The sequence below is a fragment of the Paenibacillus sp. J31R34 genome (assembly GCF_059383715.1).
The window spans coordinates 322,275-348,137 of the sequence record NZ_JBXENU010000006.1 but is presented as its reverse complement, the minus strand read 5'-3'; the positions used below and the strand labels follow the sequence as shown (position 1 = coordinate 348,137).

The window sequence follows — 25,863 nt, the reverse complement described above, 5'->3', positions numbered from 1 at the left end:
ATCTTGATAAGAAGCGTCTATATTTTCAGTGTATTCAGAGGAAAAAATGACTAAAAAATCTGGAGGTTTTAAGGAAATGAGATTCAAACGGGCGCTTCTGCTCTCCTTATTATTGATTCTAATGATCCCTGCAGGCATTGCGCCTGCTTCTGTACAAGCTGCGGCAGCGAAGGTGATTCAAATTGTGCTGGACGGCGATGTGGTGAGCAGCGATGTTCCTCCCTATCTTCGTGAGGATTTGAACGTAACGATGGTGCCGCTGCGCGTTATTAGTGAAAGTCTTGGCGCACAGGTTAGATGGTCACAGGCGGCCAAGCAGGTAACGATTAGTCAGGACGATACAATTATTACGATGGTTTCGGGGCAAAATAGCGTTTTTGTCAACGGCAGCGTCATTACGCTTGATGCGACGGTACAGACCGTGAGCGGGCGAGTAATGGTACCGCTCCGTTTTGTCAGCAATCAGCTGGGTGTTGCCGTGAGATGGGATAATGAAGCCAAGGTTGTTAATTTGTACAAAGATATGGTTAACCCGATGCCAAGCACGCCAGCGAGTCCGGCTGCAACGCCTGCTCCTACACCATCGGCCACAGCGAAGCCGAGTCCAACCGCGACTCCGGTACCAACTGCTATCCCGACCCCAACGCCTGCTGCTACAATAGAGCCGCTGCCGCCGGTAGTCGTACCGACTCCCGCCGCGGGCACCGAGCTAAGAGGGGTTTGGGTATCGACGATCTACAATTTGGATTTTCCTTCAACAGCTTCCTATGGAAAACAAGCCATGCAAGAGAAGGAATTTAAGGCATTGCTCGATGATGTACAGGCGATGGGGATGAATGCCGTATTCGTACAGGTTCGGCCATCAGCCGACGCGCTTTACCCATCGGCTCTCGTTCCTTGGTCGAAGGTGCTTACGGGCAAGCAAGGAGTGGCGCCTGCCTACGATCCGCTGCAATTTATGCTTGATGAGACGCATCGCCGCGGCATGACGTTCCATGCCTGGTTCAATCCTTTCCGGGCGAATACGGATACAGATACGAGCAAGCTCGCCTCCAATCATGTGGCGGTGGAGCATCCCGACTGGGTGCTGACCTCCGGCTCGCAGCTGCTTATTAATCCGGGCGTTCCGGCAGCGCGCCAGCATGTAATTGATGTCATTATGGAAGTGGTCAACCATTACGATATCGATGGCGTACATTTGGACGATTATTTTTATCCTTCCAACATTACGCTGAGCGATGATGCCACGTTCAAGACCTATAACAGCAAGAAGCTCGCGACCAAAGCGGAATGGAGACGCAGCAACATTGATGAATTCGTAAGGCAGCTTGACGAGTCGATTCACAGCGCTAGACCAACGGTCGATTTTGGCATCAGCCCATTCGGTGTATGGCGCAACAAATCGCAGGATGCGAACGGCTCCGATACGAATGCTGGAGTGACGGCATACGACAGTATGTCAGCAGATGTGCGCAAATGGGTCAAGCAGGGTTGGATTGATTACGTCGCTCCTCAAGTGTATTGGAGCATGTCCCTCTCGGTAGCGCGATATGATAAAGTGGTGGATTGGTGGGCAGCCCAAGTGGCGAACACAGGCGTCGATCTTTATATCGGCCATGCTGCTTATAAGCTGGGAACGAAAGAAACAGGGTGGCAAACCTCGGAGGAAATCATCAAGCAATTGAAATACAATACGAAGCATCCTGAGGTGAAGGGCGATATTTATTTCAGCGCCAAAGACCTGCGCAAAAACCCGCTCGGCATTATAGACGCATTGAAAAGCTATTATGGAAAGTAAGCGGGAACAGCATCTAAGCGCACTTCTATATTTATAAAATAAAGCTAAAACAGCCGCTGCGCCCTTATTAAGAAAAGGGGCTAGCGGCTGTTTTTTAATTGACTTCTAGCGATAGCATGCCTGCGCCGTCTAATTTATAAAAGGTCCTGGCGTGCCTGCTTCAAGGCATCCTCAAGTCCGCCCTCAACCATCGTCAGCGGGACAGACAGCATAAGGTTGGTTGGCAGCTCGAAGTTCTCTACCTGCATGCCATCCTGATACAATCCAGTTTGCGAATCGATGCCGGGCAGCAGCTTCTCTGCCTGTGTGCGCTTATCGCTGACGAAGCCGTACAGCTTTTTATTCATCGCGTAGCCAAGCCCGCACTCAAATACCGTGCCGGAATCCGGCTCATGTCCACGAAAAGGGTTCAAGTTGGCGATGATAATATCAGCCTTCTGCACAAGCTTGACGTTGCCGGCGAAAATCGCCTGTGCCGTCTCCCATTTTGTCGGTGAAGGCTTAATATCTTTATCCAGCGGAAAAATACCTTCAAAGCCGTATGCCTCGCACAGCTCCTTCATTTGCTTGCCCAGCCCCACAGCATCGGTGCGAAACACCTCAAAGCCTGCCATATATACTTTTAGTTTTCCAGTTGTCGTCTCGTCCATTTCCATTCTCCTTCGTGCCTGTGGCACGGTTTTAAGCTTAATTCTACTACGTCTCTAAATAAACAAGCAATAAAAAGGCGGCTGCCCGGCTTGACTGGCTGGTCTTCCAAGTCTATACTGGAACTAATTTGAAGAAGGAGGCTGATGTTATATGAGCACAATGAGCAGAGAGTTAATTGTTATGGCGTCGGTCTCTACGGACTTAAGCTAAGAAGACGGATAGAGCAGAAGGCTTCTGCTGGGGGAAGTGCAGCAGGGCTGGGCCGTTTTTGAAGCTTTTTTGTGTCCGCAGGAGACCAAGTTGGTGTCCTGCGGACTTTTTTTAAATATAAGCCTTTATAAGCTTCACGCTTATAACCGGCTTATATTTCACCCTCGAAATGGGCTTTGGCCGCCGAAAGGTGGAGACTGCCCTTTGCGTTTGTGCGTACAGATGTGGCTCCTTGGCATCGCTGTGCGAGAAAAAGACCGCAGGATTATGCTGTGGTCTTTTTTGTTGTACCTAAATAAATAAACATCCAACAAATGGAGGAATACGATTTGACATTGAATAAGGAAAATCAAGAAATCAAGCAACAACCGGAAGCACAGGAACACAAAACGCTGCTGCAAGCCTATGGCTGGAATGAGCATTGGGAAGTGGAACTGCAGCGCATAGCAGCAGGAGGTGTGCCGCTGGTGCCAGCGCGCGTCGTAGCGCAGTTTTCACATCAGTACCGAATGTGACGGACGCAGGCGAGCAGGCGGCCGTTGTCACCGGAAAGTTCGAGTTTGAAGCAGTCAATCGCGGAGATTTTCCAGCGGTAGGCGATTGGGTGTTGGCGCAGCCGCTCCCCGGTGAGGCGAGGGCTGTTATTCATGCGCTGCTGCCCCGCCGCTCGGCGATGGTACGCAAGGAGGCAGGGCAGCGGGTCGATGTGCAGGTGATCAGCGCCAACCTGGATTATGTTTTTATTACGAATGCCTTGAATCAGGATTTTAATCTGCGGAAAATAGAGCGGTATTTGCTCGCCGTTTGGGAGAGCGGGGCGAAGCCGGTTGTACTCCTGACCAAGGCCGATCTTTGTGATGACCCCGATCATTATACCGCGCTGGTGGAGGGGGTAGCTCCCGGCGTTCCCGTCCATGCCGTGAGTGCTTTTGAAAACCAGGGGCGGGAGGCATTAGCCGAGTATTTGCTCCCTGGGCAGACGATCGCGATAACCGGCTCCTCCGGTGTCGGCAAGTCGACGCTGCTTAACTGGCTGGCAGATGAAGAGAAGCAGCGCGTCCAGCAAATTCGCGAAAGCGACGCCAGAGGGCGGCATACGACGACACATCGCGAAATGTTTGTCACGCCGAGCGGTGCGATTATCGTTGACACGCCGGGTATGCGGGAGCTGCAATTATGGGAGTCCGATGAGGGTATGGATACGACCTTTTCCGATATTGGGGAGCTGGCTGCGAGCTGCCGTTTTCACGATTGCCGACATGTTAAGGAGGAGGGCTGTGCCGTCAAACAGGCGATTGCGGATGGAACGCTGGAGCAGCGCCGCTTTGCCAACTTCAAGAAGATGGAAAAGGAGCTGGCGCATATGGCGCGTAAAGAGGAATCGGTAAATAGGCGCACAAAAAAACAGGCTGATAAGCGCGTGTCCGCCAAATCGCGGGAAGGCAGACGGTCGGCTTCCACCTATGTGGTCGATATGGGGGATGATGAGTAACTAGCAGTAACTAGCTCAACAGTGTTAAGAAATAGCTCGGAATTAGGTTAAAGATAAGCTCGGTAAATGCGAAAACCGCTTGTATCCGGAAGCCCGGAGACAAGCGGTTTTTCGTGTCTAGTGTAAGCTGGATCTGTGATTTAAAAATCCCGTTCAGCGTCAAAAATGTCGAACAGCGTGTCTAAATCAATCTTGATGCCGGCTTCGGCGAGGTTCGGCTTCGTATTTTTCAGCAGATCATGCAGCACCTCGTAAACCTCCTCGCGTTCAATCGTCTCGATGAAGCCGCTGCGGCTGTCCATTTTATTGAGCGTTGCTGTAAAATCCGTCACGAGTGCCGCCAGAGCAGCATGCACTTCTGCGGCATTTATGCCGGAAGCGGCTTGCTTCTCTAGTGCCCCAAGCTCGCCCAGCATTTTTTTATAGAGCTTCATCGCTTTTTTGGCGTTGGTGCTCGTAATATGCTCGCGCCCATCCCAGTCGCGGAACGGATTGGTCAAATTTTCGGCAATCCATTCTGGCTTGCGGGGCTTGGTGACGGAAAGATCAAGGCCGCTTGCGGCCGCTTTTTTATAGCGGGCTTTGATCGTCTTGGCGGCATCCGCCGGAAGGCTGCCCAGCCTTAGCATATTGAGCTGCGGCAGCGTATCTGGCAGCGGAAACTCCTCGCCGGTGAAGCCGAACAAATCATAGGTTGTGAAGGTGTGCAGTCCCTTGAGCTTGGCGATTTCGCCCATATTCGCAGCGTACCCCGGAGCTCCCCAAATCCGCAGCTCGTGCAAATGAGGAAACTGCACGGCGAGCTCGGCCATATCGATGTCCGCGACTCTGCGAATATTCATCGCTCCTAATTGGCTCAGTCCGTAATGGCTTGTCGCTTGCTTGTCCACCATGAGTAGAAGCTCTTTGCCATCATGCTCCGCATAAATGCGCAGCTTCTCGGAAACGGGACCGACTAAGGAAAGCAGGCTCAGCCCTTCAGGAAGCTTTAGCGATTCCACTTGCTCAGCCTTCAAGATAAGGCGGGTTAAGCTCGTTCCCGTGAAATCCAGCTCTGTGGCACGGGGATCGTCCAAATGCAGCTCATTCACGAACGGTGTGCTTTGCAAATAGGTGATAAGCTCAGGCCTATAGGGGTGTGTGGTGTGAATCTGAGTCAAACAGGGCAGCTTATGCAGCTCCGACCAGTCCTCCAGCTGCTCCAGCGCCCCCTGGCGTATCGTGCTTGTCGACAGCTTTGCCGGGAATCCGGCAATGTCCACCTGTTCATTGGAGCCCGCTGCTGCTTTGAAACGGGCGCGAAGCTCGGCGGGAATCGCCTCCCACTGGAGCTGCCGATATAAGCTCCCGCCCGTCCGCCAGCCGCCATAGCTGTTGCATTCCGCTTCAATAAGCGGGGGAATGTTGCCGACTAGGCGATAATGCTGGGGCACATTGGCGTCCACAAAGCAGTAATCCCACCGGTCATTCCAAAAATAATAATTGCATATGAGCGGCTTTATATGCCCCAGCTCGTCCTCGGTCGGCGGCTGGTCGCTGTGCCAATCAAGCTCCAGCACGGCGATTAAGTCTTTTTGACGGCTCGAAGCCTGTTCTTTAATCCTAATAACCTGGCAGGCGGCATATTGCTGAAGCCGCTCTTCATATACAGCAAAAATATCTCCAATTTTGGCGATCATACTATCATCCTTTCGGTGCGAAACACAGGTATAAGAAAATTATACCAAAACGGATGTGGGCAGCCGTCCACCGAAGGGGCTGTTCTTGCCTGAGGCAGCTAGGGCTGCGGGCTTAAATCCCGCTCAAATAGTCGTTATATTATCGTCATATGGCCGTTATGTCGGTGCTTAAGCGCTGACTAATACGCCATTTTTCAGATGTAAAATGCGGTCGCATACATGCAGTACACGCTCATCATGCGTAACCATAACAGCGGCTTTGCCCTCCGTTTTCACCTCGCGGGCGAGCATCGCCACAACCTCCTGACCTCGGTTTGCATCCAGGCTCGCCGTCGGCTCATCGGCAAACAAAATGGCCGGGTCATTCATCCAGGCTCGGGCAATGGCAACGCGCTGTTTTTCCCCGCCAGACAGCTGATTCGGATAGGCTGAACGGCGATGCAGCAGGCCCAGGCGCTCCAGCAGCATGGCCGAGCGAGCCTGAGCGGCCCGCTTATCCCTATCAGCCAGCTTGGCGACGAGCATCAGCTGCTCCTCTACCTTCAAATAGGGAAGAAGATTAGCGCTTTGAAAAATAAAGCCGATGTTATGCAGCCGCAGCTTGCTGAGCTGCTGCCCGTTTTTGCCGGCAAGCGATTCGCCGTCGATGAGCACTTCGCCGCTCGTTGGCGTCAGTAGCGCTCCTGCGATCGATAGAAAGGTGCTTTTGCCAGAGCCGGAAGGCCCCATTACCGCGACGAGCTCCCCTGCTTTTACTTCAAGCGAAAGCTTATCCAGCACGGTCAGCTGGGTATCGCCATCATGATAAACCCGCGTAATTTCATTCAGCATAAGCTTTGTCGTTGTCATCCTGCTGTCCTCCCTATTGCTTCTAGCGCGTCAGTTCGCGCCACTTGAATGACGGAAATCAGCGAGCCAAGCAGCGACATGGCGATAAAAAGCAGGCAAGTATACAAGGTCGTTGCCGGCGATAACTGAAACGGCATCGAAGCGGGCAGCGCCGCCTCCATGACCGCAACCAGCAGGCAGCTTACGGCTAAGCTGGCAGCAGCAAGTACGAGCGCTTGAGCCACAACGCTGCGCGCTAAATAGAATGTCTGGGTGCCAATCGCTTTGAGAATGCCGAATTGGCTCGTCTTCTGAATGGTGATGACGTAGAAGAAAACGGCGAGTACAAAAGCGGAGATGACAAACAGGAAGCTGATCATCATCATTAGTGAGCCTTGCTCTTCTTTGTAGCCGGGAATGCTGGCTACCGCTTGCTTTTGCGTAATAATCACCGCATCTTCAAGCTGCTGTGAAAGCAGCTCTGCTTCTGTATCCGTTGCTTGTATGGCTATGGCATTGAATGGGGCGGCGAATGCGGGATCAACTGCTGCGCGGCCGGCCATTTGCTGCTTCAACTGCTGCCAGTCGCTTAGGTTCATAAATACGGCAGGCGTATGGCTGAACGACTGATTTTCCGTAAAGCCGCTAACGGTCCACGTGAGTCCTGTCGTTTGGTCATGCAGCAAGCTGCCGACGGTTATGCCTTCCTCCGCCAGCTTGCGGTCTACGATAACCTCGCCAGCCCCCGTATTGGAGACGGCTGAGCCGGAGACGACAGTCGGAGCGAGCCAGCTGCTCATGTCCACGCCGAATAACGTAATATCTGTTTTCATTCCGTCCGTTCCGCCTGTTACCGTCGTCATCTGCACGCCAAGCCGCTGGGCATTCGCGTCGCCAACGACCGAACGGGCTTTGTTAAGCTCCTTCTCCCCAACGATAGAGCGGGCGAAGCGTTGACTCGCATCCTGCTGCATAAGGAAATGGGTGGCGGGCATATTTTCAACAGCGGAGGCATTCGCATAAGCGAGTCCACCCGCAAGTCCGGTTACGAACAGGACCAGAAAGGAAACGAGCAGCATAATCGCCATAATGAGCAAATAACGGGTTTTGGCAAAACGCATTTCTCTAAGGGCCAAATACATTCTCATTCCTCCTACTTGTGATGCCACAAGTGTAAAAAGTGAAAATGAACGGCGTATGAACGGCAAATTACAAATGCGGAAGAACAAAAGCGATCCGTTAGGGCTGTGGAAGCGTCACGGTGAAGGTCGTCCCTTGACCGGGCTCGCTGGCTGCCTCAATCGTCCCGTTATGCAGGTGGACGATTTTTTGGGTAATGGCGAGCCCTAGTCCTGAGCCGACGGAGTCGCCTGGACGGTTGTTTGGGTGAGAGCTACCCTCGGTTCCCCGTTCTCTGGCCCGATCGGCGCGGTAGAAGCGATCAAACAGAAACGGCAGCTGCTCCTTGCTGATGCCATCTCCCGTATCGGTGACCCGAATGACACAGCGGCCTCGCTCCAGCTTGGCTTCCACCTCAATCGCCCTTCCTGATGGGATGTATTTAGCGGCATTGGACAGCAGATTCATCCATACCTGATACAGCAGCATTTCATCGCCATCAAGCATTAGAGAGCTAGGGACAGCGATTTTGAGTGCAATTCCCTTCTCTGTCAGCTGCCATTCCATCACTTGTGCAACCTGCCGCAGCTGAGTGCGCAGATTGAAGGGCTTACGCTGAAGCGCCTCCGCAGCTTGGTCCAGCGATGACAGCAGCAGCAGCTCCTTGGTGAGTGCCGCTAGGCGGCGGCTTTCCTCGCCAATAATAGCGGCATAATGGGTACGCTCACCGGTGGGCAATTCTTTCTCCGCCAAGGCGTGCGCAAAGCCTTGAATGGAGGTGAGCGGCGACTGGATTTCATGCGAGACGTTGGCGATAAACTCCTGCCGTGCTTGCTCTACCCGCTCAAGCTCGTGGCTCATTGTCATAAAATGGGCAGCGAGCTGCCCGATTTCATCCCGCCGCTTCGTATTCAGCGACAGGGCGTAGTTTCCCTGAGCGATCCGCTGCGTTGCTTCTGTCAGCCTCGTGACGGGCTTCACCAAATAGCGGGTGCTGAGCAGGAAGCAGAGCAGGCTGAAGGCAACCGTCAGCAGCCCAATCATCGCAAAGAAGCTGCGCAGCTCGCCAAATTGCAAAATGACATCCGGGCGTATGAACAGTGCATACCGTTTGTCTTCCAATTGCAGCGGAACGCCCACCGTATTGCTGAGCGTGTTGTCGAAAAAGCCGGTAATAAACAGCTGATTGGGAAACTCCGCGATGCCATGGTATTGCCCACCAGCGAGTACGGTGCGCAGCACGTCATCCGCCAGCTCTTTTTCCCGAAAAGCTCGTCCGAAGTAACGCTCGGTGCCTTGATCATCCGTCAGCAATATTTCATAGCCGAGCTCGGCCGCATTGGCGAGATAAGCAGTGGCCAGCTCCGGCTGGGCTTCGGCGAACTGCTGCATTTGCAGGGCAATGCGGGTCAGCTTGGCATCGTTATAAGGCTTGAGCTTATTATGATAATAAAGATTAGACACCAGAAAACCGAGAAAGCTGCTGCCAATAATGGCTGCCATAGCTACTAGAAAAACTCTAGAGTAGAGCGACTTCATGGCGCTGCCAGCTCGATTTTGTAGCCGATTCCCCGCACTGTCGTAATGCGGAAGTCTTGATCATATGCAGCAAAACGCTGCCGCAGCCGTTTAATATGCACATCCACCGTTCGTTCATCTCCTTCATAATCCGCTGCCCATACGAGCCGAATGAGCTCCTCGCGTGAAAACAGCCGTCCCGGGTATTCGGCAAGCTGCGCCAGCAGCTCAAACTCCTTAAGCGGCAGCAGAAGCATCGCATCTCCATCGGCAATCTCATAGTTTTTACGGTCGATGGTAAGGCGGCCGAGCTGGATTTTGTCGCTGGAGGAAATAGAATAACGGCGAAATAGCGCCTTGATGCGAAACAGCAGCTCCTCTGGTTCAAATGGCTTGGTGACATAATCGTCAGTGCCGCGCAAATAGCCCTGCTCCTTATCCGTCAACTGCTCCCGCGCCGTCAGCAAAATAATCGGGATATCGTAATTCGTCCGAATATACCCGCAAAGCTCTAGTCCATCCATCCGCGGCATCATGACATCTAATATCGCAAGATCAATCGGATGCTCCTTCAGCTTATGTACGGCATCCTCTCCCTCTTTTGCCTCAACGACGCGATAGCCTTCTTTCGTCATAAAGTGCCTCAGCAGCGTGCGGATATGGGGATCATCATCGACTACAAGCAGGGTTTTCATAGCAGCCTCCTAAAATAGAGTGAATGAATTAGAATTTCCTTATATTTCTAACTGTAGTATTTGCGATAATGATACAATACAGGAACTATACGAAAATTCAAAGTGTTGGAGGTGCTGATAGGTGAAGGTATTGATTCTGGGAGGAACGCGGTTTTTCGGAAAAAAGCTTGTGCAGCGTCTTATTAATCAGCAGGCGGAAGTGACGATCGTTACTCGCGGCATTAAGCTTGACCCTTTTGGCGACGCGGTAAAACGCATATGTGTCGACCGAACCGACGCGGCCGCACTAGCTAATGCGCTTGGCGGGGCAAGCTTCGACGTCATCTACGACAACATTTGCTTCTCGCCTAAGGAGGCGCGGGAGGCCACTTGCCTATTTAGTGGGCGTACGGGCAAATACATCGTCACTTCTTCTATGAGCGTATATCCATTTGGTGAGGAACCGCTAATGGAGCAGGTTTTTGATCCTTATACTTGCGAGCTGCCCGAGCCGGATACCTTCTCCTCCCTCAGTTACGCCGACGGAAAACGGCTTGTTGAGGCGGTTTTTATGCAGGAAGCGCCGTTTCCAACAGCAGCTGTGCGCATTCCGTTTGTGCTTGGCCCGGATGATTACACCCGCCGGCTGCACTTTCATGTTGAACATGTGCAAAAAGAAGTGGCGATTTCCATGCCTGCTCCTGAGGCGGAGCTATCGTTCATTCACTCGGATGAAGCAGCTGAATTCCTCGAATGGCTTGGAAAATCTGATCTTACAGGGCCAATTAATGCTTGCTCTCAAGGGAGAATTAGCTTGAATCAAATGATGTCGATTATTGAAGGAATTGTGGGTAAAAATGCAAAAATTGTTGAAGAAGCATCCGAAGAGCATCAATCGCCGTTTGGCGTACCTGTTTCTTGGTATATGGATACAAGTAAGGCGGAAACGGCAGGATTTGCATTTAAGCACATAAAAGATTGGCTGCCAGAATTGATCGGCGAGCTGGCAAAAACGAAGCAATAAAGCGATTTTATAAAGAGGAGAGAGGCTGATGCTGGAAAGGTTTGAATGCGATGATTCGGTGCTGAATAAGGGTTCTTTCCTTGCCGATGAGGTCGCCTATAATATCATTTACCGCATTTGTGATTCGGAAACGAAGCTCTGCTGGAAGACGGCGGATGATACAATGATTTTTGCAAAAACGCCCAGCAATAGCGGCTGGTTGTGGATGGCGCCAGAGCTGTCCGACGCGGTTCGTGAGGGAATAGCTCGAAATCTGGCGGGGCAGCTGTATAGAGAAGGCATTGAGGTAACGGGGATATCGGGCACCCCAGAGCTGGCCGGACTTTTCGCCAGAGTGTATCCGCCATTAACAGGGCAGAGCCATCGCCTGCATATAAAGCTTGAGGCCTATCGGTGTCCAGTCGTACGGCAGCCTACAGGTATAGCGGGGGCCATAAGAAAAGCGGGACAGGAAGATATTAAGACGGTGGCGGGCTACATCGCTGCCTTTACGCAAGAAGCATATGGTCAGCAGGTGGAGGTAGCAAGCCAAATTCCGGCTGCCGCGGAAATGGTGGAATCGGGCGAATTATATGTGTGGGTTGAGGCGGAGAGAATTGTATCCATGGCAGCGATAGCTCATCGTACAGCAAGGCATGCTAGAATTAATGCGGTTTATACGGCGCTGGATGCGAGAAATCGCGGATTTGCCAGCGCTGTGGTTGCAGAGGTAAGCGCCATTATTGTGGAAGGTGGTTTAGAGCCGATGCTGTATGCGGATGTTCAAAACTCAGCCGCAAACAAAGCGTATCGCAATATCGGCTATATCCCTAGCGGGCAAATTTCTGAATATCGCTTCTCCTAATACGTTCATTAACTCGCCTATCATTGCTCGCAAGTATGTTAACCTTTGTGATATAATTTGGTTAACATTTAATCGGAGAGTGGGAGTAGCATCATGAACATTCGTTTGCGAGGCCATCATTTATTTTGTCTGCTCGGTTATCGGGGCAAGGGCTACTCGGAGGGCTTCTGCGTCAATATGACAGCCGTATATGAGCAGCTGCGCCAGCAGCCTGATACCATCATTGAAATCATTGATGGTCCTGACGATATCTGCAAGGCGTTCCCGGCGGATAAGCCGTCCCATTGCCAGAATAAGAGCGTCTATCAGAAGGACAAAGCCATTTTGCAGGAAGTCGGATTAACGATAGGCAGTGTGGCAAAATGGTCCGATGTATGCGAGTCCGTCGCAAGCCGCATTGTGCCTGGCGACATTAACCGCCTATGCTCGGACTGCCCATGGCAGCCCTACGGCATGTGCCAGGAGGGTATCGGCCATATCCGCGAATCTCGGGAGCTAAGGGTGCTGCCAAGCTAGGTGGGTTAAAATGGGGGCTGAGAATTGAGCTAGTAACCAAAAAACCAATAAGGGTGAGGAAGGCGCCGCTAGAACTACCAAGTACATGTTTTATTTAGTTGTATATTACCGGTGGAGATTAATATGGTTCACGCAATCTAATCGGGGTGAGCTTTAAGGTTAGGTCAGTCAAACTATAATAGAAGATGATTTGAGGATTTTGAAATATGTTAATCCTGTGCGCCTGCTATTTGCCAATTGCAAAAGCGGGCGTGTTTCTTTTTATATGAATATTGAGGCGTAACTGTAATAATGATCCTAGCTTAAAGTGCAAATAATTGCTCTTTATGAAAGAGGGTTTACTTACAGACGTTCACAAAAGATACATATTAATTTTGGTAAATTATACATTTTAAATAATTTATGTGGTAAATTTAATTCCTATAAAAGTAAAAGGAGTTGTACTATGAGATTCAAGAAAACAATCGTAACACTCTCTTCTTTTGCAATGCTATGTGGGAGCATTGTTCCATCCGCTGCTTTTGCTGCGGACGTCCCTAAAACTGTAAAACAGTTAGATGTAAAGGTTGCATCTAACCAATCCCACATTTTAAAGGTGGAAAGTAGCGAGTTAACAGAAGAAATTGTACAAGCTGGTGAAACAATTACAAAATATATTAAACTTGGTGAAGACAATCTATATTACATTGATCCAGCAGCAGAACCATTGTATAGTAGTGAGGTGTATCAATCGTACTCTAGAGCTGTTGATAGTGTTAACGATGCTATTGATCAAAAGTTACTGAAAATCGAAAATGGTGAACCGGTAGCCAATATTGAGGTAGCTCAACCTTCTAGCAACATTGATAGTTTTAAGCAAGCTGCAAGCAAAAAGCTACTTCAAAATACTAATGCAAACTCTACAAGCCTTTCATTTCCTCAAAAAAGTATCGAAGGTGCACAAAAGTATGTTTTTGCTAATCTCTATTGGTGGGGAGTGGCTGTAACTTTTAATAATCAAGAAACAATTGATCAAGTTTATCAACTAAATCAATCTGGTCAGGTGTGGGTCTTAGTAGCAGTTGTTGGTGGAGCTATTGCAGTTGTAAATCCGCCAGCAGGTCTCTCTGCCTCTGCAGCAGCTACAATTGTGGCTGTAGGATCATTTATGATTGCAAATTCGATGTCACATAATAATAAGGGAAGAGGAGTGACATTGAACTTACATTGGCTCCCGCTCCCTTACTTTGAATCTACGTCTAACTAGAAAGTTGCGGGCTATATGATATTGGGCAATATTCTAATTTATGGGTTCCTTTTATTTTATGTTGTTATATTTCTTTTGATCACAGTTATAATAAGAAAAAAATCAAAAAGTAAAATTACACATACGGGTTATTGGATTTTAGCAGTTTTGATCCTATTGTTAGGTATTAGTACTTGGCTACTGTTGGATGGTGCTAATAAGGCTGTAGCTGTACTCATTCCTGTGCTCCTGCTGTCAATAATTACTGTAATTAGAACGATGAGGGCAAAATAAAAAATAAGCAATCCCAAGAGGCTAACTACTCGGGATTGCTTATTTTTTAATAAATGTTAATATTTGTAATGATATTAAGTTTAAGTTCGGTTCCTAACACGCCTGTGCACTATAATTAAAGCGGTTCTCCGCTAATTTCCATGCCCCTAACGCCATCCATGGAGGCCATCATCAGCGTTAGGTCGCTGAAAAGGCTTGTTCCTTTGAATTTCACCTGAATAATGACATTCATCGTCTTCGAGCCACCCATTTGCTCAGATGAATCATCGTCATCATCTAATATGGTCAGCTTATGAATTTTCATGCCGTGTTCATGGAAAGTAGCTACTATGTCCTGCAAGCCGGAAGTGTGCTTCGCCAGCTTGAATCTAATTTCATGAATGCGTTTTGTTCGTGAAAATGTTTTTTCCAGTTTGTTGAATACAAACAAAGATATCACCGCCAATGTAGTAGAGATAGCTGCTGCCACATAAAATCCAGCTCCAACCGATAGACCGATGGCTGCTACAACCCACAAGGAAGCCGCCGTTGTCAGACCCGAAATGCCAGTGCCCTTGCGGAGAATCGTACCGGCTCCCAGAAAGCCGATGCCGCTAATAACCTGTGCGGCTAGCCTTGCCGGATCGAGAGTAACACGAGGCTCATTCGCGAATGCCGCGAATCCGTACATGGATAGCAAAACGACGGTAGAAGAGCCTAGAGATACGAGAATATGTGTGCGGAAGCCTGCGGAGTGGCCGCCGAATTCGCGCTCAAGACCGACGAGTCCGCCAAGCACGACTGCGAGCAGCAGGCGAATGGTCAGCTCATAATAGCTGATTTCCCACACGGAAGAAACGGCATTCGTCATGTTAATCTCCTTTCCCGAAGAGTGGCGTCAGCGGCTGCAGCCGAGTAATCGAATCAGGTTTATTTTCCAAGCTAAAATGAAAATCTAGACGCAAGTACGCTTCCTCCCCATCTTATGCAAATAATAATGCCGTCAACACTGCTGCGGTTTATCAACGATAATACGATCGAATGAACGTTACGTCAATAGCTGGAAATTTCGCAAAGCAAGTAGAATGAAAGCGCTATACCTAAGACTAGTTTAGCAGAAAGAGCATCCCCGCGCAGTACAATGTCGCAAAAAAATGAAATAAAGAGACGGAAAAATGAATTATAAAAACGTTATAGTGATTTATTTGATCAAAAAAACCATAGAATCTACTCCTTTATAATGCCGGACTGTTAATGATCCGATACGGGGATTAATTCAAGCGAAACTTATAAATACTATTTGTTAAAAAGGGGAGCGCGTATGGGTGTGGGTGTTGTGGTTAAACAGGTTTTATTAGCAGAGGAGAAGGCGACTTTCGTAACCTGCGAAGTGCCATTCATTGAGGTGGAGCTGGGCGGCATTCCGGGCGACCGCCATTATGGGCTGCTTCGCCCGGCAGACTCCAGGCAAAAAATTTATTCTCGCGGTACGATGATTGCAAATCGCAGGCAGATCAGCATTGTATCAGTTGAGGAGTGTGAGCTCATTGCGGAAGCTATGGGTTTGCCGCTTATTAAGCCAGAGTGGTTAGGCGCTAACCTGCTCATCAGCGGCATCGACAAGCTGACGGAGCTTCCGGTTGGGACGAGGCTGCTGTTTCCAGGTGGTACCGGCTTAATTTGTGAAGGGGAAAATCTGCCGTGCATCGCCCCTGGCAAGGTGATTGAGGAGGCAAGCGGACAAGCGGGGCTGCGCAGCAAATTCGTTCCTGCCGCCCGCAAGCGCAGAGGTATTGTCTGTTCCGTTGAACGCGAGGGCAGCATTAAAGCCGGTGATAGTGTACGTGTTATGAACGTTAAGGTTTGACGTGTATGTACGTGAAAAGAAAGGCTTGCAATGGAGGAGCTTTTTGCGCAGCTGCGACGTAAAATAGAAGGGTGTAAAGCATATTTTGCGGCTAAAAAGGGTACGCTGGCTCGTATAGGGTGGTGGTCGCAAGTGGTAATCCCGTTTCATCAGCGAATGGCAGAGCTGTGGCTGCATAGCAAAAAACGGCAGCTTTCGCCAAGCGAAGCCGCGGAGCTGGAGCAATGCCAGCAGCTCAACGTGAATTATGTCAGCGAAGCCGCTTATTTGGCGAATATGTCGCTGCTTGCTTCAATGAGCAAGGATGTAAATTGGCAGCATGAAATATGCAAGGAAATCGAGCAGTTCCAGCTGACGGGCAAGCGGAAAAAATCCGGCACGGCAGGTGCGGAATAAATGCTAAATTCAATAAGCAGCGCAAAATACCGTTTCTCCGGGCGATCGTCTGGAAGAGCGGTATTTTTTTGTTTTGGCTGCGTAATACGTTCGTGGTCATTGCCTCCAAAGAATGGAAAAGCCATATATCCTTGCAGGAGCCATTAAGGGTAAAATAGAGAGAGGAGCAATGAATTTTTTTGAAATATAGGAAAGGATATGATTTTTCCATCCATTCTCTATATTTCATTGCGAAACGGTAGCTTAGTCGCCAGAGGACGGCTTTCGGCCGTTTACGCTTGGGAAAGCGGGGGAGTTTTGATGGAAACGGAATGGGAAGAGCGTATGGTGCAAGCTTGCAAGAGCGGGAATATTGAAGTAATCAAAACGCTTATTTCCGAAGGCATGGATTTGAATGATTTAAAAAATCCAGCAATCGTTACGGCTTCAAAGCAGGGCAAGCGCCCAGTATTCGAGTTTTTGCTGGAGCAGGGTGCGGACATTAATGCGGTGTCTCATGTGGGCAGCTCTGCCTTGTCTCATGCTGTCAGCTGGGGAAATGCTAAGGCGGTAGAGGCGCTGCTGGCGCTCGGCATTGATGTGGCTCTACATGGCGGCCTTGCTTTGCGAGGAGCAGCGGGCGGACGTCTGGATTTGGTTAAAATGCTGGTGGAGGCAGGCGCTCCCGTTAATTTTAATGAGCCGGATATGGTACGCCCATATGGCGGAACGCCGCTGCAAGCGGCTGCTGGCATCGGGCATTTGCCGATCGTTCGTTATTTACTGGAGGCGGGTGCTAATCCGGCGATTAAAGACAGCTATGGAGAGCGGGCTTACACGGACGCGAAGCGCTATAAGCATAAAGAAGTGATGGAACTCATCTATTCTTACGAGCCGAAGGAGCTGCATGATTTCGATAACCGAGCGGCTCAACTGAAAAAAGCGGGCCTTCCTGCCGCCATTATCCGCGATCTGGGAGAGACGAGCAGTCGGGTTGAAATACCGGATTGTGAGCAGGTATCCTATATTGAATTTGGTTCGGTCTTGGACGTCACTGAACTGGAATATCAGGGGCTCAAGCTGCTTAATTTACTTGTGGATATGGACAATTATTCGCCGCTGGGCATGTTCGTCTGGGTGCCTGCACATAAGAAATTCGCCAGCTACGATGTGGAGCATAAGGAGCTGATGATGCTGCCTGACGCGACATGGGCGAAGCTGAGGAAAAAGCCGGGCGCATTCATCGACCGCATACTGGACGGTGAGTATGAGCCGCTCGTGCTTGCGGACTAACTCGGAAACGTAGTCGATCCGCTTGCATGCAAATCAATAAAGAGACTTCTGTTTAAGCTGCTGAGGCTTATGGAAGTCTCTTTGCTTTTCAAACTCATGGAGAAAATTGGATTTACCAAAAAGTGCTGCGTTATGCTGTTGCTTTCCCTTGTCTCAAGCTCATGCCTACCCAAACGCAATGTGCCGCAAGGATCGCGATAATGAGCAGATCTGGGCCGATGGCGGTACGCTCATTGCCAATAAACTGAATCAGGTTATGGACAAAATGGAACAAAATCAGCGGCACAAGGTTGCGATTTTTCACCATTAATAACGCAAGGGAAAGGCCGACCGCCAAGGAATAGGCAATTTGGATCGTCGTATCTACCGCATTTTGCCCTGATAAAGCGTTCAAAATATGCGTGACACCGAACAGCAGGCTGGAGAGGATGACCGCGGTCGAAGCCGATTTGCGCAGCAGGATGTTCAGAATAAGGCCCCGGTAAACCGTCTCCTCTACAAAGCCGACAAGCAAGGTGAAAAAGATGAAAAAATAAATTTCGCCCGGCGTAAGCGCCTTGAACCCATTCGTGCCGATAACGATCAGTACAGCCACGAGCGGAAGGTAATACTTCCAGCCGCCTTGCGGAATGGCAGAGAGCGGGCGAAAGCCGGCAAAGCCCCATTTTTTGCGCAAAGTTAAGTAGATGATTAAGGCAAGCGCAATAGGGATGAACGATAGCAGCACAGGTGCTGTATAATCCAGTTCTTTAATGGTGGCGTAGGCCCCGGCAGCGGATACGGCGAATAGCAGCAGCAGCTGGATGATAAGGATAGCGAGCACAGGTCTCTTTTCAGAAAAAGCGGGTTTATTTAGGGGGTTAGTGTTCGTTGCGGTCATTGTTTAAATTCTTCCTCTCTTTAATCGCTTGAATCCATTTCTGTTCCATTAGAAAATAGTTGAGCCCATAGGACAATACGGATACGCGGTAATAGTAGTTTTCCGGATTTGGTACTTCCTGTAGCTCCCCGGCAACAATGCCTTCAACAGCCTTCAGCCTGCCAATCTCCTGACCTAAACGCATCTGGTATTCACTAAGGCGCTGCTGGCGGGTATCCTCATCCAAATAGTCGAAAAAGAAAACCTTCAGCAGCAGCTCGCTTCGCGACAGCTGAATCGGTTCCGCCAGCCATGCGAGAAAGGTAGCCTTGCCTTCTGGCAGCAGCGTGTATAGTTTTTTATTTTTGCTATTATCCAGCTCTGCCGAAACGCTTACCCAGCGCTTGGTCTCCAGACGCTTTAAGGCGGGATACAAGCTTCCGAAGCTTGCCCGATAGAAAATGCCGACGGAATGGTCAATCGTCTTCTTCATGTCATAGCCGCTCATCGGCTGCTCCATCAACAGTCCCAATATTATGTTTTCGAGCATTGTGATTCACTTCCAATCAGGTATTTGAATTTATTCATAATGTATCTACTCGATATATCCATTTGATATATATATGAGTATACCTAGTTTTGGAAATTCGTCAATCCTTTTTTTGTGAAAAAGCAGGCTCGTATGCTTGTGAGGCATATAATTTGTAAGTTTTATTTATTATTTTGACAACTTTAGTTTACATTATGTCATGCATCCTGTATATTAGTCACATGGAGGTGGACGTATGAAGCTCGATAATCGGGTTCGCGAATTAAGGGCTCGTTTTCGAATGAGCCAGTCGGAGCTGGCTGAAGCCATTGATGTCTCTCGGCAAACGATCAGCTTAATTGAACGGGGCGACTATTCACCATCAGTGGTTTTGGCGTTAAAGATGGCGAAGCTGTTTAAGGAGCCTGTGGAATTTATTTTTATATTGGATGATGAGGGGGAACTTCAATGAGCAAGGGGAAATCGCAGAGGCTGCAGTGGGTGCTTGTTATTGTTATAGGTGGATTATTAGGTTTTGGAGTAAGTTATTTTGGAATGTCGAATGCAGGGAAGCTGAATTTCGAGGGGATATCGGTGGGCCTTTTTCGCCTTGATGTCATCCATATGCTGTTTCTGCTCGCTTCTATTGGCACTTGGGCAGCCAGCGTAAGGTATTGTCTGAGGTTTAACCAGGAGGAGGATAAGGATAAGGGGGAGAGGCTGCTCAGCTCCAGCATGATGCTGAACACCTTCGGCACGTATACGGCGATCGTTGGGAGCATGACGCTGCTTTCACAAATGATTATTGAGGACATACATGGCAAGGCTGTACTTGCCCTTTTAATTATTTCGCTATTACTGGTGCTGGCGCATATCCGGCTGCAATCGCTGCTGTTTAAAGTGTTTAACCGCAATTTTCCGAAGCGGGTTTTTGACACCGGACGCCCTTTTGGAGCAAAACAGGCCTATATGGACAAGCTGGATGAGGCGGAGAAATTCATTGTGTATAAAGCGTCGTATCGCGCCTTCAACATGATTAATAATACGCTGTATGCGCTCGTATTTGTCACCTTTGCCTATTCCGCTCTAAGCAGCTTTCAATTGTTTCCGTTCCTCCTCCTGTTAGTTTTGTTTATTGCGAACAATTTGGCATATTTCAAGGAGACTCAGAAGTACCAGTAGCAAGCGGGTCCGCTTTCAGTCCGCTTTGTGTCCGCTAGATGTCCTCTAATAAACCCCTATAATTGTTATAATTATCCTAACGAATGAGATGATTATAACGATAGAGGAGGTTTCAGCAGATGGATGAAGCGAGGACGGCTATTGATTTTTATAAAAAAGAACTCTACCGCATCGGCTGGCGCATCCAGTATCAAGCGAGAAAGCAGCGCAAGCATGAATGCTCGCTCACTTATGAGCCCGTCCGTTCGGATAGCGATTCCGACCAGATGGAGCAGAAAATATTAGTGCAGCAGCTGCTTGCTGAGCTCCCTTCAAAGCTGGGCCGAACCGTCATTCGTGAGCTGTATTTGCAGGACAAGACGGAAGCGCAGGTAGCCAAGACACTGAACATGAGCCAGCAGGCGGTGAACAAATGGAAGCGAAAGACGCTAAAGCAGCTATGTCAGATGCTGAGTTCCTGAGGCTGCTCGAGCTGGTTCAGCAAAATGATGAGCAGGCGGCACTTGCACTGATCCGATTTTTTGAGCCGGAGATGATACGAATCAGCCGCTTTATCCGCATGCCGCAAGAGGATGCTGTGCAGAGCATGACTGCGGAGCTGCTTGCTTTTTTCAAGGAAGGACAAGGAGCCCCCTAGCCCAAATCGGATAGGGGGCTATAGGCATTTAGGAACCCAGACACTCTAACACTCAGACACTGGATAACTACCGCCTCATCCAAGTAAAGGCGTAAAGCACTACGTAGAAAAACAAAGTGAAGGCAAAGATCGACAAGGTGAAGGGGATAAGCAGTACTTCTGCCTTCGCATTCGTTACGATCTCATAGAGCTGGCCGAATACGACATGCGGTCGTGCCCATACATCCCAAGTGTTCCAGCGTACAAACCTGCCAATATAGATACCGAAGCTGCTGAGCAGCAAAACAACAACAGTGAACAGCCAGCCGGTAACAGCACCAAAGGCTTGGCGGACGAGCTGATGCAGCGAGTACAGCGAGACGACGCTTAGCAGCACGCCGACTGAAGCTGCCGTCAGAAAAATAAAAAGATGCTGCCAAAATTCCATTGTCCGGACAAAATGCCCGCCCCCATCGGCTTGAACCCGCATAAAGGGATGCAGCAGGTCCGTGATCAAATAAGCGGCGTTTGGATAGAAGAGCAGCCATACCAGTCCGAGAGGCAGCAAAATCAGCGTCTTCACCGCTGTATGCTTCTGCTTCAAATAAAAAGCTGCCAGTTCAATGATTAAGGAAAGCCCCAGTGGAACCCACGCCAGAAACACATCCCAATCCAAAAACAAATAAATTTCGCGGCCTGTCACCGCTCTTAAGTGATCTGCCAAAGTGAGGCTTGCTATAGTAGCCGCCAATAAGACGGCAATAATAATAGCTTTGCTGTGCAGCTGCGTATTTTCCCGAAATTTCAGTTTGAACCCTCCCTATGCGTTTTCCTATATATGTATAACGTTTGTTTTGGGATTTTGTTGCTGGAGGGAAAAATTGTGGATTGTGTTAATGCCGACCAGTATCGATATTACGGCATTGTAGGGTAACCCATTTATTGCTATCATATTAGAGAATCATGCATGTAATAAATAAAGCGTTATAAAGCCGCGCAGAACGGGCATATTTTATAGTAAGAAGAGGTTTTGAGAGGGTGAGTAGATTGAGCAACCAATGGGAATTGAATGTTAAGGACTTTGGTCGAATAAAAGAAGCCAACGTTATCGTTTCTCCTTTTATGCTGTTTGTTGGTAAAAACAACAGCGGAAAGACGTACTTAATGATGCTGCTTTGGGGGATTTTGACCGAGGCACGAGGGTTGATTAGGAAGCACCTTTCAGAGCATCCCGGTTACAATTCATACAAGGAAACCCTCATGCAGGGGTTAGAGCAGGCAAATGAGGTGCAAGATACTGTATTTGAGCTGAATGAAGCCGCTCAGGATGAGTTATTAAATATGTTCAATGATATTCTTAATGAGAACAAAGAACAGTTATTGAATAAAATTTTCAGGTTTCCAGTGCGTGCTGGGAGCTTGAAGATTAGCAGACATAATGAAACACCCTTTTATTATAAATATAGAAAAGAGCTTTTACCTCACGAAGATAGTATTATCTCAAAAAATCATGCTATTAATAATATTATTAATTTTCAAATTCACTATGGTAATGAAGTGATCATAACAGGTTTTCATCCAGTAGGTGTGCAGCAATTTTTCAATACCTATCTTGAGCTTTGTTTAGTGAACATGATATGTCTCGATTTTAATGCCTCTGCACGAAGAATAGCTAGTGATCCACTTTATTTTCCTGCTTCTCGAACGGGTTTTTTGCAGACGTATCGTGCCATTATTGGCAGTTACTTTGATACGCAGCTGGAGGTTGGATCATATGTAATGGAAGGAAACGAAGGCAGCTTGCTGGATACAAGCGGTACAGAGCTGACGCTCCCTGTCGCGCAGTTTCTCAGCAGATTGCAAAGGCATGACCTGAATGAAGAAACCACAGCTTTTTATCAGGACGAAATCAATTTTCTTAATACGGAGCTACTCGATGGACAACTAGAAAAGGGAATGGGTAATCAGTTTAGGTTTAAGCCGGGTGGCGGTGAGCAAGCTTATCCACTCCACGTCACCTCTTCGCTTGTTGCTGAGGTTGCCCCATTGTCTATTTTCTTAACTGCCAAAGAAGACTCCAAGCTTTGGATTATTGAAGAGGTTGAATCGCATTTGCACTCCGAGCTGCAACGGAGAATGGTACGCTTCTTATTCCGGCTAATCAACAAAGGAAAATCCATCTGGATGACGACACATAGCGATAATTTGGCACAGCAGATTAATAATCTACTAGCCATTGCTCAACATAAGCATAAAGATAAACTTTTGGAAAAGCTAAATTATATGGAGCAAGATATTATTAAAGACCTCTCCATCGTCAACGCCTATCAATTTGAAGTGGTTAATGGAGTTACAGAGGTTACGCATTTGCCGTTAACAGAGAATGGATTTGTAATGGATACATTTAATGACACATTGGTCAAGTTAGTAACAGAAACAGATCTTATTCAAAACTATACGGAGTGATAGCGTGATCGACATCGGTTTTGATTTAAGTCGGGTGAATGGGGCGTATTATGAGATTGTTTCTAATCGCTTCAGTTTGCTGGAAGAGGCGGAGGATGGCGCTGCTGAACTGGAAATTCATTTTGCAGGGCGAGTGGATAAACAATATATAAGGTTGCTTAAAGAGCATGATCATATTCTTACTTATGTAGAGAATCGAAAATGTGCGGATGGCATCATATTGGAGTGGGATTTGGTTGGCTCTGGTAATCGTGCGGTAAAGGTTTATATTATTGAATTGAAAACAGGGATAGGCGTTAACACTTGGAAAAAGGTGAAAAAGCAGTTTCAGGGAGCCACTCTTCGTGCACTCGCCTTTGCCTCAACGATCGGCGTTGGGCCTGTAGAACAGATTCATTATTTTACCGCCTTTACGGAAGACCGCCAGATGAAGAAATCACAGGATATGCTGGATAAACAGAAGAGAATTACAGGTATTGCGGCGTCCAAACGGCTCGTGGGCATAAATCCTGAAGAGATTGAAGAGTGGGACAGCAAGACATTGAAGCTGTTTCCTGAGCAGAAGATGGACTTTTCACATAATCCTGTGCTGCTTGACAAGCATGAAGATAAAAGCGCAGGAACAATAACAATTTAAACGTTCAAGCTATTATATATTTGTATTTTCATATCGTATAGTTAAGTAAATTCCCGAGGAGCCTGTCATAGGCTGGACCGGGAATTTTTTTGCGACTGCAGTTGACAGCAGCACAGTGATGCGTTAATATTGGTTTTATCAAATTAAATTTTATGCAATTTATTATTAAACCCTAACTGACATCCAATCTTCGTTTCCCATTTATGGGAATAGCAATTGCGAATTTGGGTAATAAGAAAGTAGGGTGTAGCAGCACACAGCATGGAGGTAGGCAAAGATGATTATTGTACAAGCTTTTCTGAAGGTGCAAGCAGAGGCGCGTGAGGCTTTTATTGAGCAGGCGAAAACTCTGATCGCCGCGACGCAGCAGGAGCCGGGCAATATAAGCTACAAGCTGTATGAGGATGCGGAGCAGCCCAGCCATTTTGTGATGCTGGAGGAATGGCAGGATCAGCAGGCGATTGACGAGCATAATGGATCGGCGCATTACACAGCATTCGCTGGCTTTGCACGCGGCGTATTGGCGGCACCGCCAGAACTTAAACTTTCTACACCAAAACAATAACGGAGGCGATTGATATGCAAAATTTATACACAGCAACAGTAACAGCAGTAGGCGGAAGAGACGGTCAGCTTAAATCCGAGGACGGCATTTTGGAATTAGCAATTCGCGCACCTAAGGAGCTGGGCGGCCCGGGCGGCGCCACGAATCCGGAGCAGCTTTTTGCTGGCGGCTATGCGGCTTGCTTTGAAAGTGCCTTGAACGTTGTCGCAAGAATGAAAAAGATCAAGGTTGAGAAGACGCAGGTTACAGCGCATGTCACGCTCGGCAAAGAAGACGATGGCGGCTACGGTCTGGAAGCGAAGCTGGACATTTCCGTAGTTGGCGTAGATGCAGATGTGGCGAAGGAGCTTGTTGAAGCGGCGCATCAGGTTTGCCCGTATTCAAGAGCAACAAGAGGAAACATTAAAGTCGAATTGAACATCGTTTAATGATAGATCAAGCCATCCTTCGCGGGATGGCTTTTTTTCGTAAGCGGGCATTAAATGCTTATCCAATAGCCAATGCAATTAGCCAACAACAAGCGTTAGAGCAAAATCCTGTTCTCGATTATATTTTTCATACTAATATGAGATTTGGAGGCTCCAAGCGTGACCAGCGTATCTTGAAAAGCGGCAACCTCGCCGACGGAGTCGGTTTGTATTTTGATTAAATAATTATATTCCCCGCTTATTCGAAATAAATCTGTTACTTCGCCAGCGTTGTGGCAAAAATCGACCAGCTCTTGGCATTGCTCTGTTTTCACGAGAATAAAGGTGGTCATTCCGCGATTCAGCTCCTGCAAACGGAATACGGTTGTGTATGAAGCTATAATATTTTTCTCTTCCAGCTTCATTATTCTTTCTTTAACTGAAGGGGGAGACATGGCGATTTGTTTGCTGATTTGTGAGATGGGCATTCGGGCATTTTGCTGAAGCAACCGCATAATTTTTTTATCAATATCATCAATGAGATGATACATCATAAGCACCTCCCAGGCTATGCCTTAAAAAATAAGCCTATATCGCTTAAATAACTGTGATACATAAACTATTTTAGCCGAATATCCTCATCTATTCTATGTATTTATCACTATATTCCCCGTAAAATAAACGGCATATTCGAAACGGGAGCGATGGCAGATGAGTATAAAAGGACTTGCGCACGTAGCTATTCAAGCTAAAAATTATCAAGAAACGATTGCGTTTTACACGCTGGCCTTAGGTTTTAAGGTGGGGCATCATTGGAGCTTGCCGTCGTTTCAGATTGAGGAAGCGTCCATGCTGATTTCGCCTGACGGACGGACCTGCCTAGAGATTTTCGATAATGAGGCCGTCATTCCGGCACAAGGGAGAAAAGCTGCTTCTGATGAGGAGGTAGTCCATGGGGCGCTGCTGCATCTGGCCTTTTATGTTGATCAAGTGGATGTCATCTATCAGAAGTCGCTTGCCTATGGAGCGAAGTCTTATATAGAGCCTGGGGAGTTAGCTCTTGGGGAGCCGCCGCTGCTCGTCAGAAATGCGCTCGTCTATAGCCCGAATGGCGAGGTTATCGAGTTTATTGAGGATGTGGATTTTGATCGTTCGGGGCTTTTGCAGTGAAGCGGACGCTGCTTTGAATGCAGCAGATCCTATCAGTAAAAAAACC

General features: G+C 48.4%; 30 protein-coding genes. 19 read left to right on the top strand and 11 right to left on the bottom strand.

What is annotated here, in order from left to right:
* Window positions 1-76: 76 nt before the first annotated feature.
* On the top strand, window positions 77-1,798 hold the full coding sequence (locus AC50YG_RS18690) for a family 10 glycosylhydrolase (protein WP_494828533.1): 1,722 nt from the start codon (window positions 77-79) through the stop codon (window positions 1,796-1,798).
* 134 nt (window positions 1,799-1,932) lie between these two features.
* On the opposite strand, the gene AC50YG_RS18685 is transcribed toward AC50YG_RS18690, so the two are convergent.
* Window positions 1,933-2,448 carry a nucleoside 2-deoxyribosyltransferase gene (locus AC50YG_RS18685; protein WP_494828531.1) on the bottom strand — a complete coding sequence of 172 codons (516 nt, stop codon included), beginning with the start codon at window positions 2,446-2,448 and terminating at the stop codon, window positions 1,933-1,935.
* Window positions 2,449-2,988: 540 nt separating this feature from the next.
* Between AC50YG_RS18685 and AC50YG_RS18680 the strand changes: the two genes are divergently transcribed.
* Window positions 2,989-3,174, top strand: a complete 186-nt coding sequence (locus AC50YG_RS18680; protein ID WP_494828528.1) for a hypothetical protein — start codon at window positions 2,989-2,991, stop codon at window positions 3,172-3,174.
* Window positions 3,171-4,151 (top strand): ribosome small subunit-dependent GTPase A, encoded by a 981-nt coding sequence (gene rsgA / locus AC50YG_RS18675; protein ID WP_494828526.1) that lies wholly within the window; start codon window positions 3,171-3,173, stop codon window positions 4,149-4,151. Before AC50YG_RS18680 ends, rsgA begins: the two co-directional genes overlap by 4 nt.
* A gap of 140 nt (window positions 4,152-4,291) precedes the next feature.
* On the opposite strand, the gene AC50YG_RS18670 is transcribed toward rsgA, so the two are convergent.
* From AC50YG_RS18670 to AC50YG_RS18650, 5 genes are all read right to left on the bottom strand, one after another.
* On the bottom strand, window positions 4,292-5,830 hold the full coding sequence (locus AC50YG_RS18670; RefSeq protein WP_494828524.1) for a hypothetical protein: 1,539 nt from the start codon (window positions 5,828-5,830) through the stop codon (window positions 4,292-4,294).
* Between the two features lie 168 nt (window positions 5,831-5,998).
* Window positions 5,999-6,679, bottom strand: coding sequence for an ABC transporter ATP-binding protein (locus tag AC50YG_RS18665; protein WP_473755927.1), 681 nt, complete (start codon window positions 6,677-6,679; stop codon window positions 5,999-6,001).
* Window positions 6,676-7,800: an ABC transporter permease gene (locus tag AC50YG_RS18660; RefSeq protein ID WP_494828522.1), complete on the bottom strand. Its 1,125-nt coding sequence runs from the start codon at window positions 7,798-7,800 to the stop codon at window positions 6,676-6,678. Before AC50YG_RS18660 ends, AC50YG_RS18665 begins: the two co-directional genes overlap by 4 nt.
* A 97-nt stretch (window positions 7,801-7,897) precedes the next feature.
* On the bottom strand, window positions 7,898-9,316 hold the full coding sequence (locus AC50YG_RS18655; RefSeq protein WP_494828520.1) for a sensor histidine kinase: 1,419 nt from the start codon (window positions 9,314-9,316) through the stop codon (window positions 7,898-7,900).
* On the bottom strand, window positions 9,313-9,990 hold the full coding sequence (locus AC50YG_RS18650) for a response regulator transcription factor (RefSeq protein ID WP_494828518.1): 678 nt from the start codon (window positions 9,988-9,990) through the stop codon (window positions 9,313-9,315). The genes AC50YG_RS18655 and AC50YG_RS18650 overlap by 4 nt, the downstream gene beginning before the upstream one ends.
* A 121-nt stretch (window positions 9,991-10,111) precedes the next feature.
* Between AC50YG_RS18650 and AC50YG_RS18645 the strand changes: the two genes are divergently transcribed.
* From AC50YG_RS18645 to AC50YG_RS18630, 4 genes are all read left to right on the top strand, one after another.
* Complete coding sequence (locus AC50YG_RS18645; RefSeq protein WP_494828516.1) at window positions 10,112-10,993, top strand: NAD-dependent epimerase/dehydratase family protein; 882 nt, start codon at window positions 10,112-10,114, stop codon at window positions 10,991-10,993.
* A gap of 28 nt (window positions 10,994-11,021) precedes the next feature.
* Window positions 11,022-11,837 carry a GNAT family N-acetyltransferase gene (locus tag AC50YG_RS18640; protein WP_494828514.1) on the top strand — a complete coding sequence of 272 codons (816 nt, stop codon included), beginning with the start codon at window positions 11,022-11,024 and terminating at the stop codon, window positions 11,835-11,837.
* Between the two features lie 93 nt (window positions 11,838-11,930).
* Window positions 11,931-12,353, top strand: a complete 423-nt coding sequence (locus AC50YG_RS18635; RefSeq protein WP_494828512.1) for a DUF1284 domain-containing protein — start codon at window positions 11,931-11,933, stop codon at window positions 12,351-12,353.
* Between the two features lie 445 nt (window positions 12,354-12,798).
* A complete protein-coding gene (locus AC50YG_RS18630; RefSeq protein WP_494828510.1) occupies window positions 12,799-13,599 on the top strand; it encodes a hypothetical protein in 801 nt (266 codons plus the stop codon).
* 388 nt (window positions 13,600-13,987) lie between these two features.
* On the opposite strand, the gene AC50YG_RS18625 is transcribed toward AC50YG_RS18630, so the two are convergent.
* A complete protein-coding gene (locus tag AC50YG_RS18625; RefSeq protein ID WP_341280109.1) occupies window positions 13,988-14,722 on the bottom strand; it encodes an MgtC/SapB family protein in 735 nt (244 codons plus the stop codon).
* 450 nt (window positions 14,723-15,172) lie between these two features.
* On the opposite strand from AC50YG_RS18625, the gene AC50YG_RS18620 reads away from it, so the two are divergent.
* From AC50YG_RS18620 to AC50YG_RS18610, 3 genes are all read left to right on the top strand, one after another.
* A complete protein-coding gene (locus AC50YG_RS18620; RefSeq protein ID WP_473755918.1) occupies window positions 15,173-15,718 on the top strand; it encodes an MOSC domain-containing protein in 546 nt (181 codons plus the stop codon).
* Between the two features lie 30 nt (window positions 15,719-15,748).
* On the top strand, window positions 15,749-16,114 hold the full coding sequence (locus AC50YG_RS18615; RefSeq protein ID WP_494828507.1) for a DUF7667 family protein: 366 nt from the start codon (window positions 15,749-15,751) through the stop codon (window positions 16,112-16,114).
* A 300-nt stretch (window positions 16,115-16,414) separates the two neighbouring features.
* The gene (locus tag AC50YG_RS18610; protein WP_494828505.1) at window positions 16,415-17,386 is read left to right on the top strand and encodes an ankyrin repeat domain-containing protein; all 972 of its coding nucleotides are present in this window, start codon (window positions 16,415-16,417) and stop codon (window positions 17,384-17,386) included.
* Between the two features lie 130 nt (window positions 17,387-17,516).
* On the opposite strand, the gene AC50YG_RS18605 is transcribed toward AC50YG_RS18610, so the two are convergent.
* Together AC50YG_RS18605 and AC50YG_RS18600 are read right to left on the bottom strand one after the other, a co-directional pair.
* Window positions 17,517-18,266, bottom strand: a complete 750-nt coding sequence (locus tag AC50YG_RS18605) for a CPBP family intramembrane glutamic endopeptidase (RefSeq protein ID WP_494828503.1) — start codon at window positions 18,264-18,266, stop codon at window positions 17,517-17,519.
* Entirely contained in the window at window positions 18,247-18,795 is a 549-nt protein-coding gene (locus AC50YG_RS18600) for a helix-turn-helix transcriptional regulator (protein ID WP_494828498.1), read from the bottom strand. The genes AC50YG_RS18605 and AC50YG_RS18600 overlap by 20 nt, the downstream gene beginning before the upstream one ends.
* 235 nt (window positions 18,796-19,030) lie before the next feature.
* On the opposite strand from AC50YG_RS18600, the gene AC50YG_RS18595 reads away from it, so the two are divergent.
* From AC50YG_RS18595 to AC50YG_RS18580, 4 genes are all read left to right on the top strand, one after another.
* The gene (locus AC50YG_RS18595) at window positions 19,031-19,246 is read left to right on the top strand and encodes a helix-turn-helix transcriptional regulator (RefSeq protein WP_341280105.1); all 216 of its coding nucleotides are present in this window, start codon (window positions 19,031-19,033) and stop codon (window positions 19,244-19,246) included.
* The gene (locus tag AC50YG_RS18590; protein WP_494828493.1) at window positions 19,243-19,956 is read left to right on the top strand and encodes a DUF3169 family protein; all 714 of its coding nucleotides are present in this window, start codon (window positions 19,243-19,245) and stop codon (window positions 19,954-19,956) included. The genes AC50YG_RS18595 and AC50YG_RS18590 overlap by 4 nt, the downstream gene beginning before the upstream one ends.
* 119 nt (window positions 19,957-20,075) lie before the next feature.
* Window positions 20,076-20,417, top strand: coding sequence for a sigma-70 RNA polymerase sigma factor region 4 domain-containing protein (locus AC50YG_RS18585; protein ID WP_494828491.1), 342 nt, complete (start codon window positions 20,076-20,078; stop codon window positions 20,415-20,417).
* On the top strand, window positions 20,369-20,593 hold the full coding sequence (locus AC50YG_RS18580) for a hypothetical protein (protein ID WP_494828489.1): 225 nt from the start codon (window positions 20,369-20,371) through the stop codon (window positions 20,591-20,593). Before AC50YG_RS18585 ends, AC50YG_RS18580 begins: the two co-directional genes overlap by 49 nt.
* A 67-nt stretch (window positions 20,594-20,660) precedes the next feature.
* On the opposite strand, the gene AC50YG_RS18575 is transcribed toward AC50YG_RS18580, so the two are convergent.
* Window positions 20,661-21,296, bottom strand: a complete 636-nt coding sequence (locus tag AC50YG_RS18575) for a DUF1361 domain-containing protein (protein WP_494828487.1) — start codon at window positions 21,294-21,296, stop codon at window positions 20,661-20,663.
* Window positions 21,297-21,619: 323 nt separating this feature from the next.
* On the opposite strand from AC50YG_RS18575, the gene AC50YG_RS18570 reads away from it, so the two are divergent.
* The 4 genes from AC50YG_RS18570 (at window position 21,620) to AC50YG_RS18555 (ending at window position 24,668) form a co-directional block, all read left to right on the top strand.
* Window positions 21,620-23,038, top strand: a complete 1,419-nt coding sequence (locus tag AC50YG_RS18570) for an AAA family ATPase (RefSeq protein WP_494828485.1) — start codon at window positions 21,620-21,622, stop codon at window positions 23,036-23,038.
* A 4-nt stretch (window positions 23,039-23,042) separates the two neighbouring features.
* Window positions 23,043-23,675, top strand: coding sequence for a hypothetical protein (locus AC50YG_RS18565; RefSeq protein WP_494828483.1), 633 nt, complete (start codon window positions 23,043-23,045; stop codon window positions 23,673-23,675).
* A 277-nt stretch (window positions 23,676-23,952) separates the two neighbouring features.
* Window positions 23,953-24,240 (top strand): putative quinol monooxygenase, encoded by a 288-nt coding sequence (locus AC50YG_RS18560; protein ID WP_473755908.1) that lies wholly within the window; start codon window positions 23,953-23,955, stop codon window positions 24,238-24,240.
* 14 nt (window positions 24,241-24,254) lie between these two features.
* Entirely contained in the window at window positions 24,255-24,668 is a 414-nt protein-coding gene (locus AC50YG_RS18555; RefSeq protein WP_099518023.1) for an organic hydroperoxide resistance protein, read from the top strand.
* 95 nt (window positions 24,669-24,763) lie between these two features.
* On the opposite strand, the gene AC50YG_RS18550 is transcribed toward AC50YG_RS18555, so the two are convergent.
* Complete coding sequence (locus AC50YG_RS18550; protein WP_494828805.1) at window positions 24,764-25,198, bottom strand: Lrp/AsnC family transcriptional regulator; 435 nt, start codon at window positions 25,196-25,198, stop codon at window positions 24,764-24,766.
* Between the two features lie 160 nt (window positions 25,199-25,358).
* On the opposite strand from AC50YG_RS18550, the gene AC50YG_RS18545 reads away from it, so the two are divergent.
* The gene (locus AC50YG_RS18545; protein ID WP_494828481.1) at window positions 25,359-25,817 is read left to right on the top strand and encodes a VOC family protein; all 459 of its coding nucleotides are present in this window, start codon (window positions 25,359-25,361) and stop codon (window positions 25,815-25,817) included.
* The last annotated feature ends 46 nt before the right edge of the window (window positions 25,818-25,863 follow it).

What these genes read in the sequence shown, in the direction of transcription:
- AC50YG_RS18690 (WP_494828533.1), top strand. Translation starts at nt 77, where the DNA reads ATGAGATTCAAACGGGCGCTTCTGCTCTCCTTATTATTGATTCTAATG.
- AC50YG_RS18685 (WP_494828531.1), bottom strand. Translation starts at nt 2,448, where the DNA reads ATGGACGAGACGACAACTGGAAAACTAAAAGTATATATGGCAGGCTTT.
- AC50YG_RS18670 (WP_494828524.1), bottom strand. Translation starts at nt 5,830, where the DNA reads ATGATCGCCAAAATTGGAGATATTTTTGCTGTATATGAAGAGCGGCTT.
- AC50YG_RS18665 (WP_473755927.1), bottom strand. Translation starts at nt 6,679, where the DNA reads ATGACAACGACAAAGCTTATGCTGAATGAAATTACGCGGGTTTATCAT.
- AC50YG_RS18660 (WP_494828522.1), bottom strand. Translation starts at nt 7,800, where the DNA reads ATGTATTTGGCCCTTAGAGAAATGCGTTTTGCCAAAACCCGTTATTTG.
- AC50YG_RS18655 (WP_494828520.1), bottom strand. Translation starts at nt 9,316, where the DNA reads ATGAAGTCGCTCTACTCTAGAGTTTTTCTAGTAGCTATGGCAGCCATT.
- AC50YG_RS18650 (WP_494828518.1), bottom strand. Translation starts at nt 9,990, where the DNA reads ATGAAAACCCTGCTTGTAGTCGATGATGATCCCCATATCCGCACGCTG.
- AC50YG_RS18640 (WP_494828514.1), top strand. Translation starts at nt 11,022, where the DNA reads ATGCTGGAAAGGTTTGAATGCGATGATTCGGTGCTGAATAAGGGTTCT.
- AC50YG_RS18635 (WP_494828512.1), top strand. Translation starts at nt 11,931, where the DNA reads ATGAACATTCGTTTGCGAGGCCATCATTTATTTTGTCTGCTCGGTTAT.
- AC50YG_RS18630 (WP_494828510.1), top strand. Translation starts at nt 12,799, where the DNA reads ATGAGATTCAAGAAAACAATCGTAACACTCTCTTCTTTTGCAATGCTA.
- AC50YG_RS18625 (WP_341280109.1), bottom strand. Translation starts at nt 14,722, where the DNA reads ATGACGAATGCCGTTTCTTCCGTGTGGGAAATCAGCTATTATGAGCTG.
- AC50YG_RS18620 (WP_473755918.1), top strand. Translation starts at nt 15,173, where the DNA reads ATGGGTGTGGGTGTTGTGGTTAAACAGGTTTTATTAGCAGAGGAGAAG.
- AC50YG_RS18615 (WP_494828507.1), top strand. Translation starts at nt 15,749, where the DNA reads ATGGAGGAGCTTTTTGCGCAGCTGCGACGTAAAATAGAAGGGTGTAAA.
- AC50YG_RS18610 (WP_494828505.1), top strand. Translation starts at nt 16,415, where the DNA reads ATGGAAACGGAATGGGAAGAGCGTATGGTGCAAGCTTGCAAGAGCGGG.
- AC50YG_RS18605 (WP_494828503.1), bottom strand. Translation starts at nt 18,266, where the DNA reads ATGACCGCAACGAACACTAACCCCCTAAATAAACCCGCTTTTTCTGAA.
- AC50YG_RS18600 (WP_494828498.1), bottom strand. Translation starts at nt 18,795, where the DNA reads ATGCTCGAAAACATAATATTGGGACTGTTGATGGAGCAGCCGATGAGC.
- AC50YG_RS18595 (WP_341280105.1), top strand. Translation starts at nt 19,031, where the DNA reads ATGAAGCTCGATAATCGGGTTCGCGAATTAAGGGCTCGTTTTCGAATG.
- AC50YG_RS18590 (WP_494828493.1), top strand. Translation starts at nt 19,243, where the DNA reads ATGAGCAAGGGGAAATCGCAGAGGCTGCAGTGGGTGCTTGTTATTGTT.
- AC50YG_RS18585 (WP_494828491.1), top strand. Translation starts at nt 20,076, where the DNA reads ATGGATGAAGCGAGGACGGCTATTGATTTTTATAAAAAAGAACTCTAC.
- AC50YG_RS18580 (WP_494828489.1), top strand. Translation starts at nt 20,369, where the DNA reads ATGGAAGCGAAAGACGCTAAAGCAGCTATGTCAGATGCTGAGTTCCTG.
- AC50YG_RS18560 (WP_473755908.1), top strand. Translation starts at nt 23,953, where the DNA reads ATGATTATTGTACAAGCTTTTCTGAAGGTGCAAGCAGAGGCGCGTGAG.
- AC50YG_RS18555 (WP_099518023.1), top strand. Translation starts at nt 24,255, where the DNA reads ATGCAAAATTTATACACAGCAACAGTAACAGCAGTAGGCGGAAGAGAC.
- AC50YG_RS18550 (WP_494828805.1), bottom strand. Translation starts at nt 25,198, where the DNA reads ATGTATCATCTCATTGATGATATTGATAAAAAAATTATGCGGTTGCTT.
- AC50YG_RS18545 (WP_494828481.1), top strand. Translation starts at nt 25,359, where the DNA reads ATGAGTATAAAAGGACTTGCGCACGTAGCTATTCAAGCTAAAAATTAT.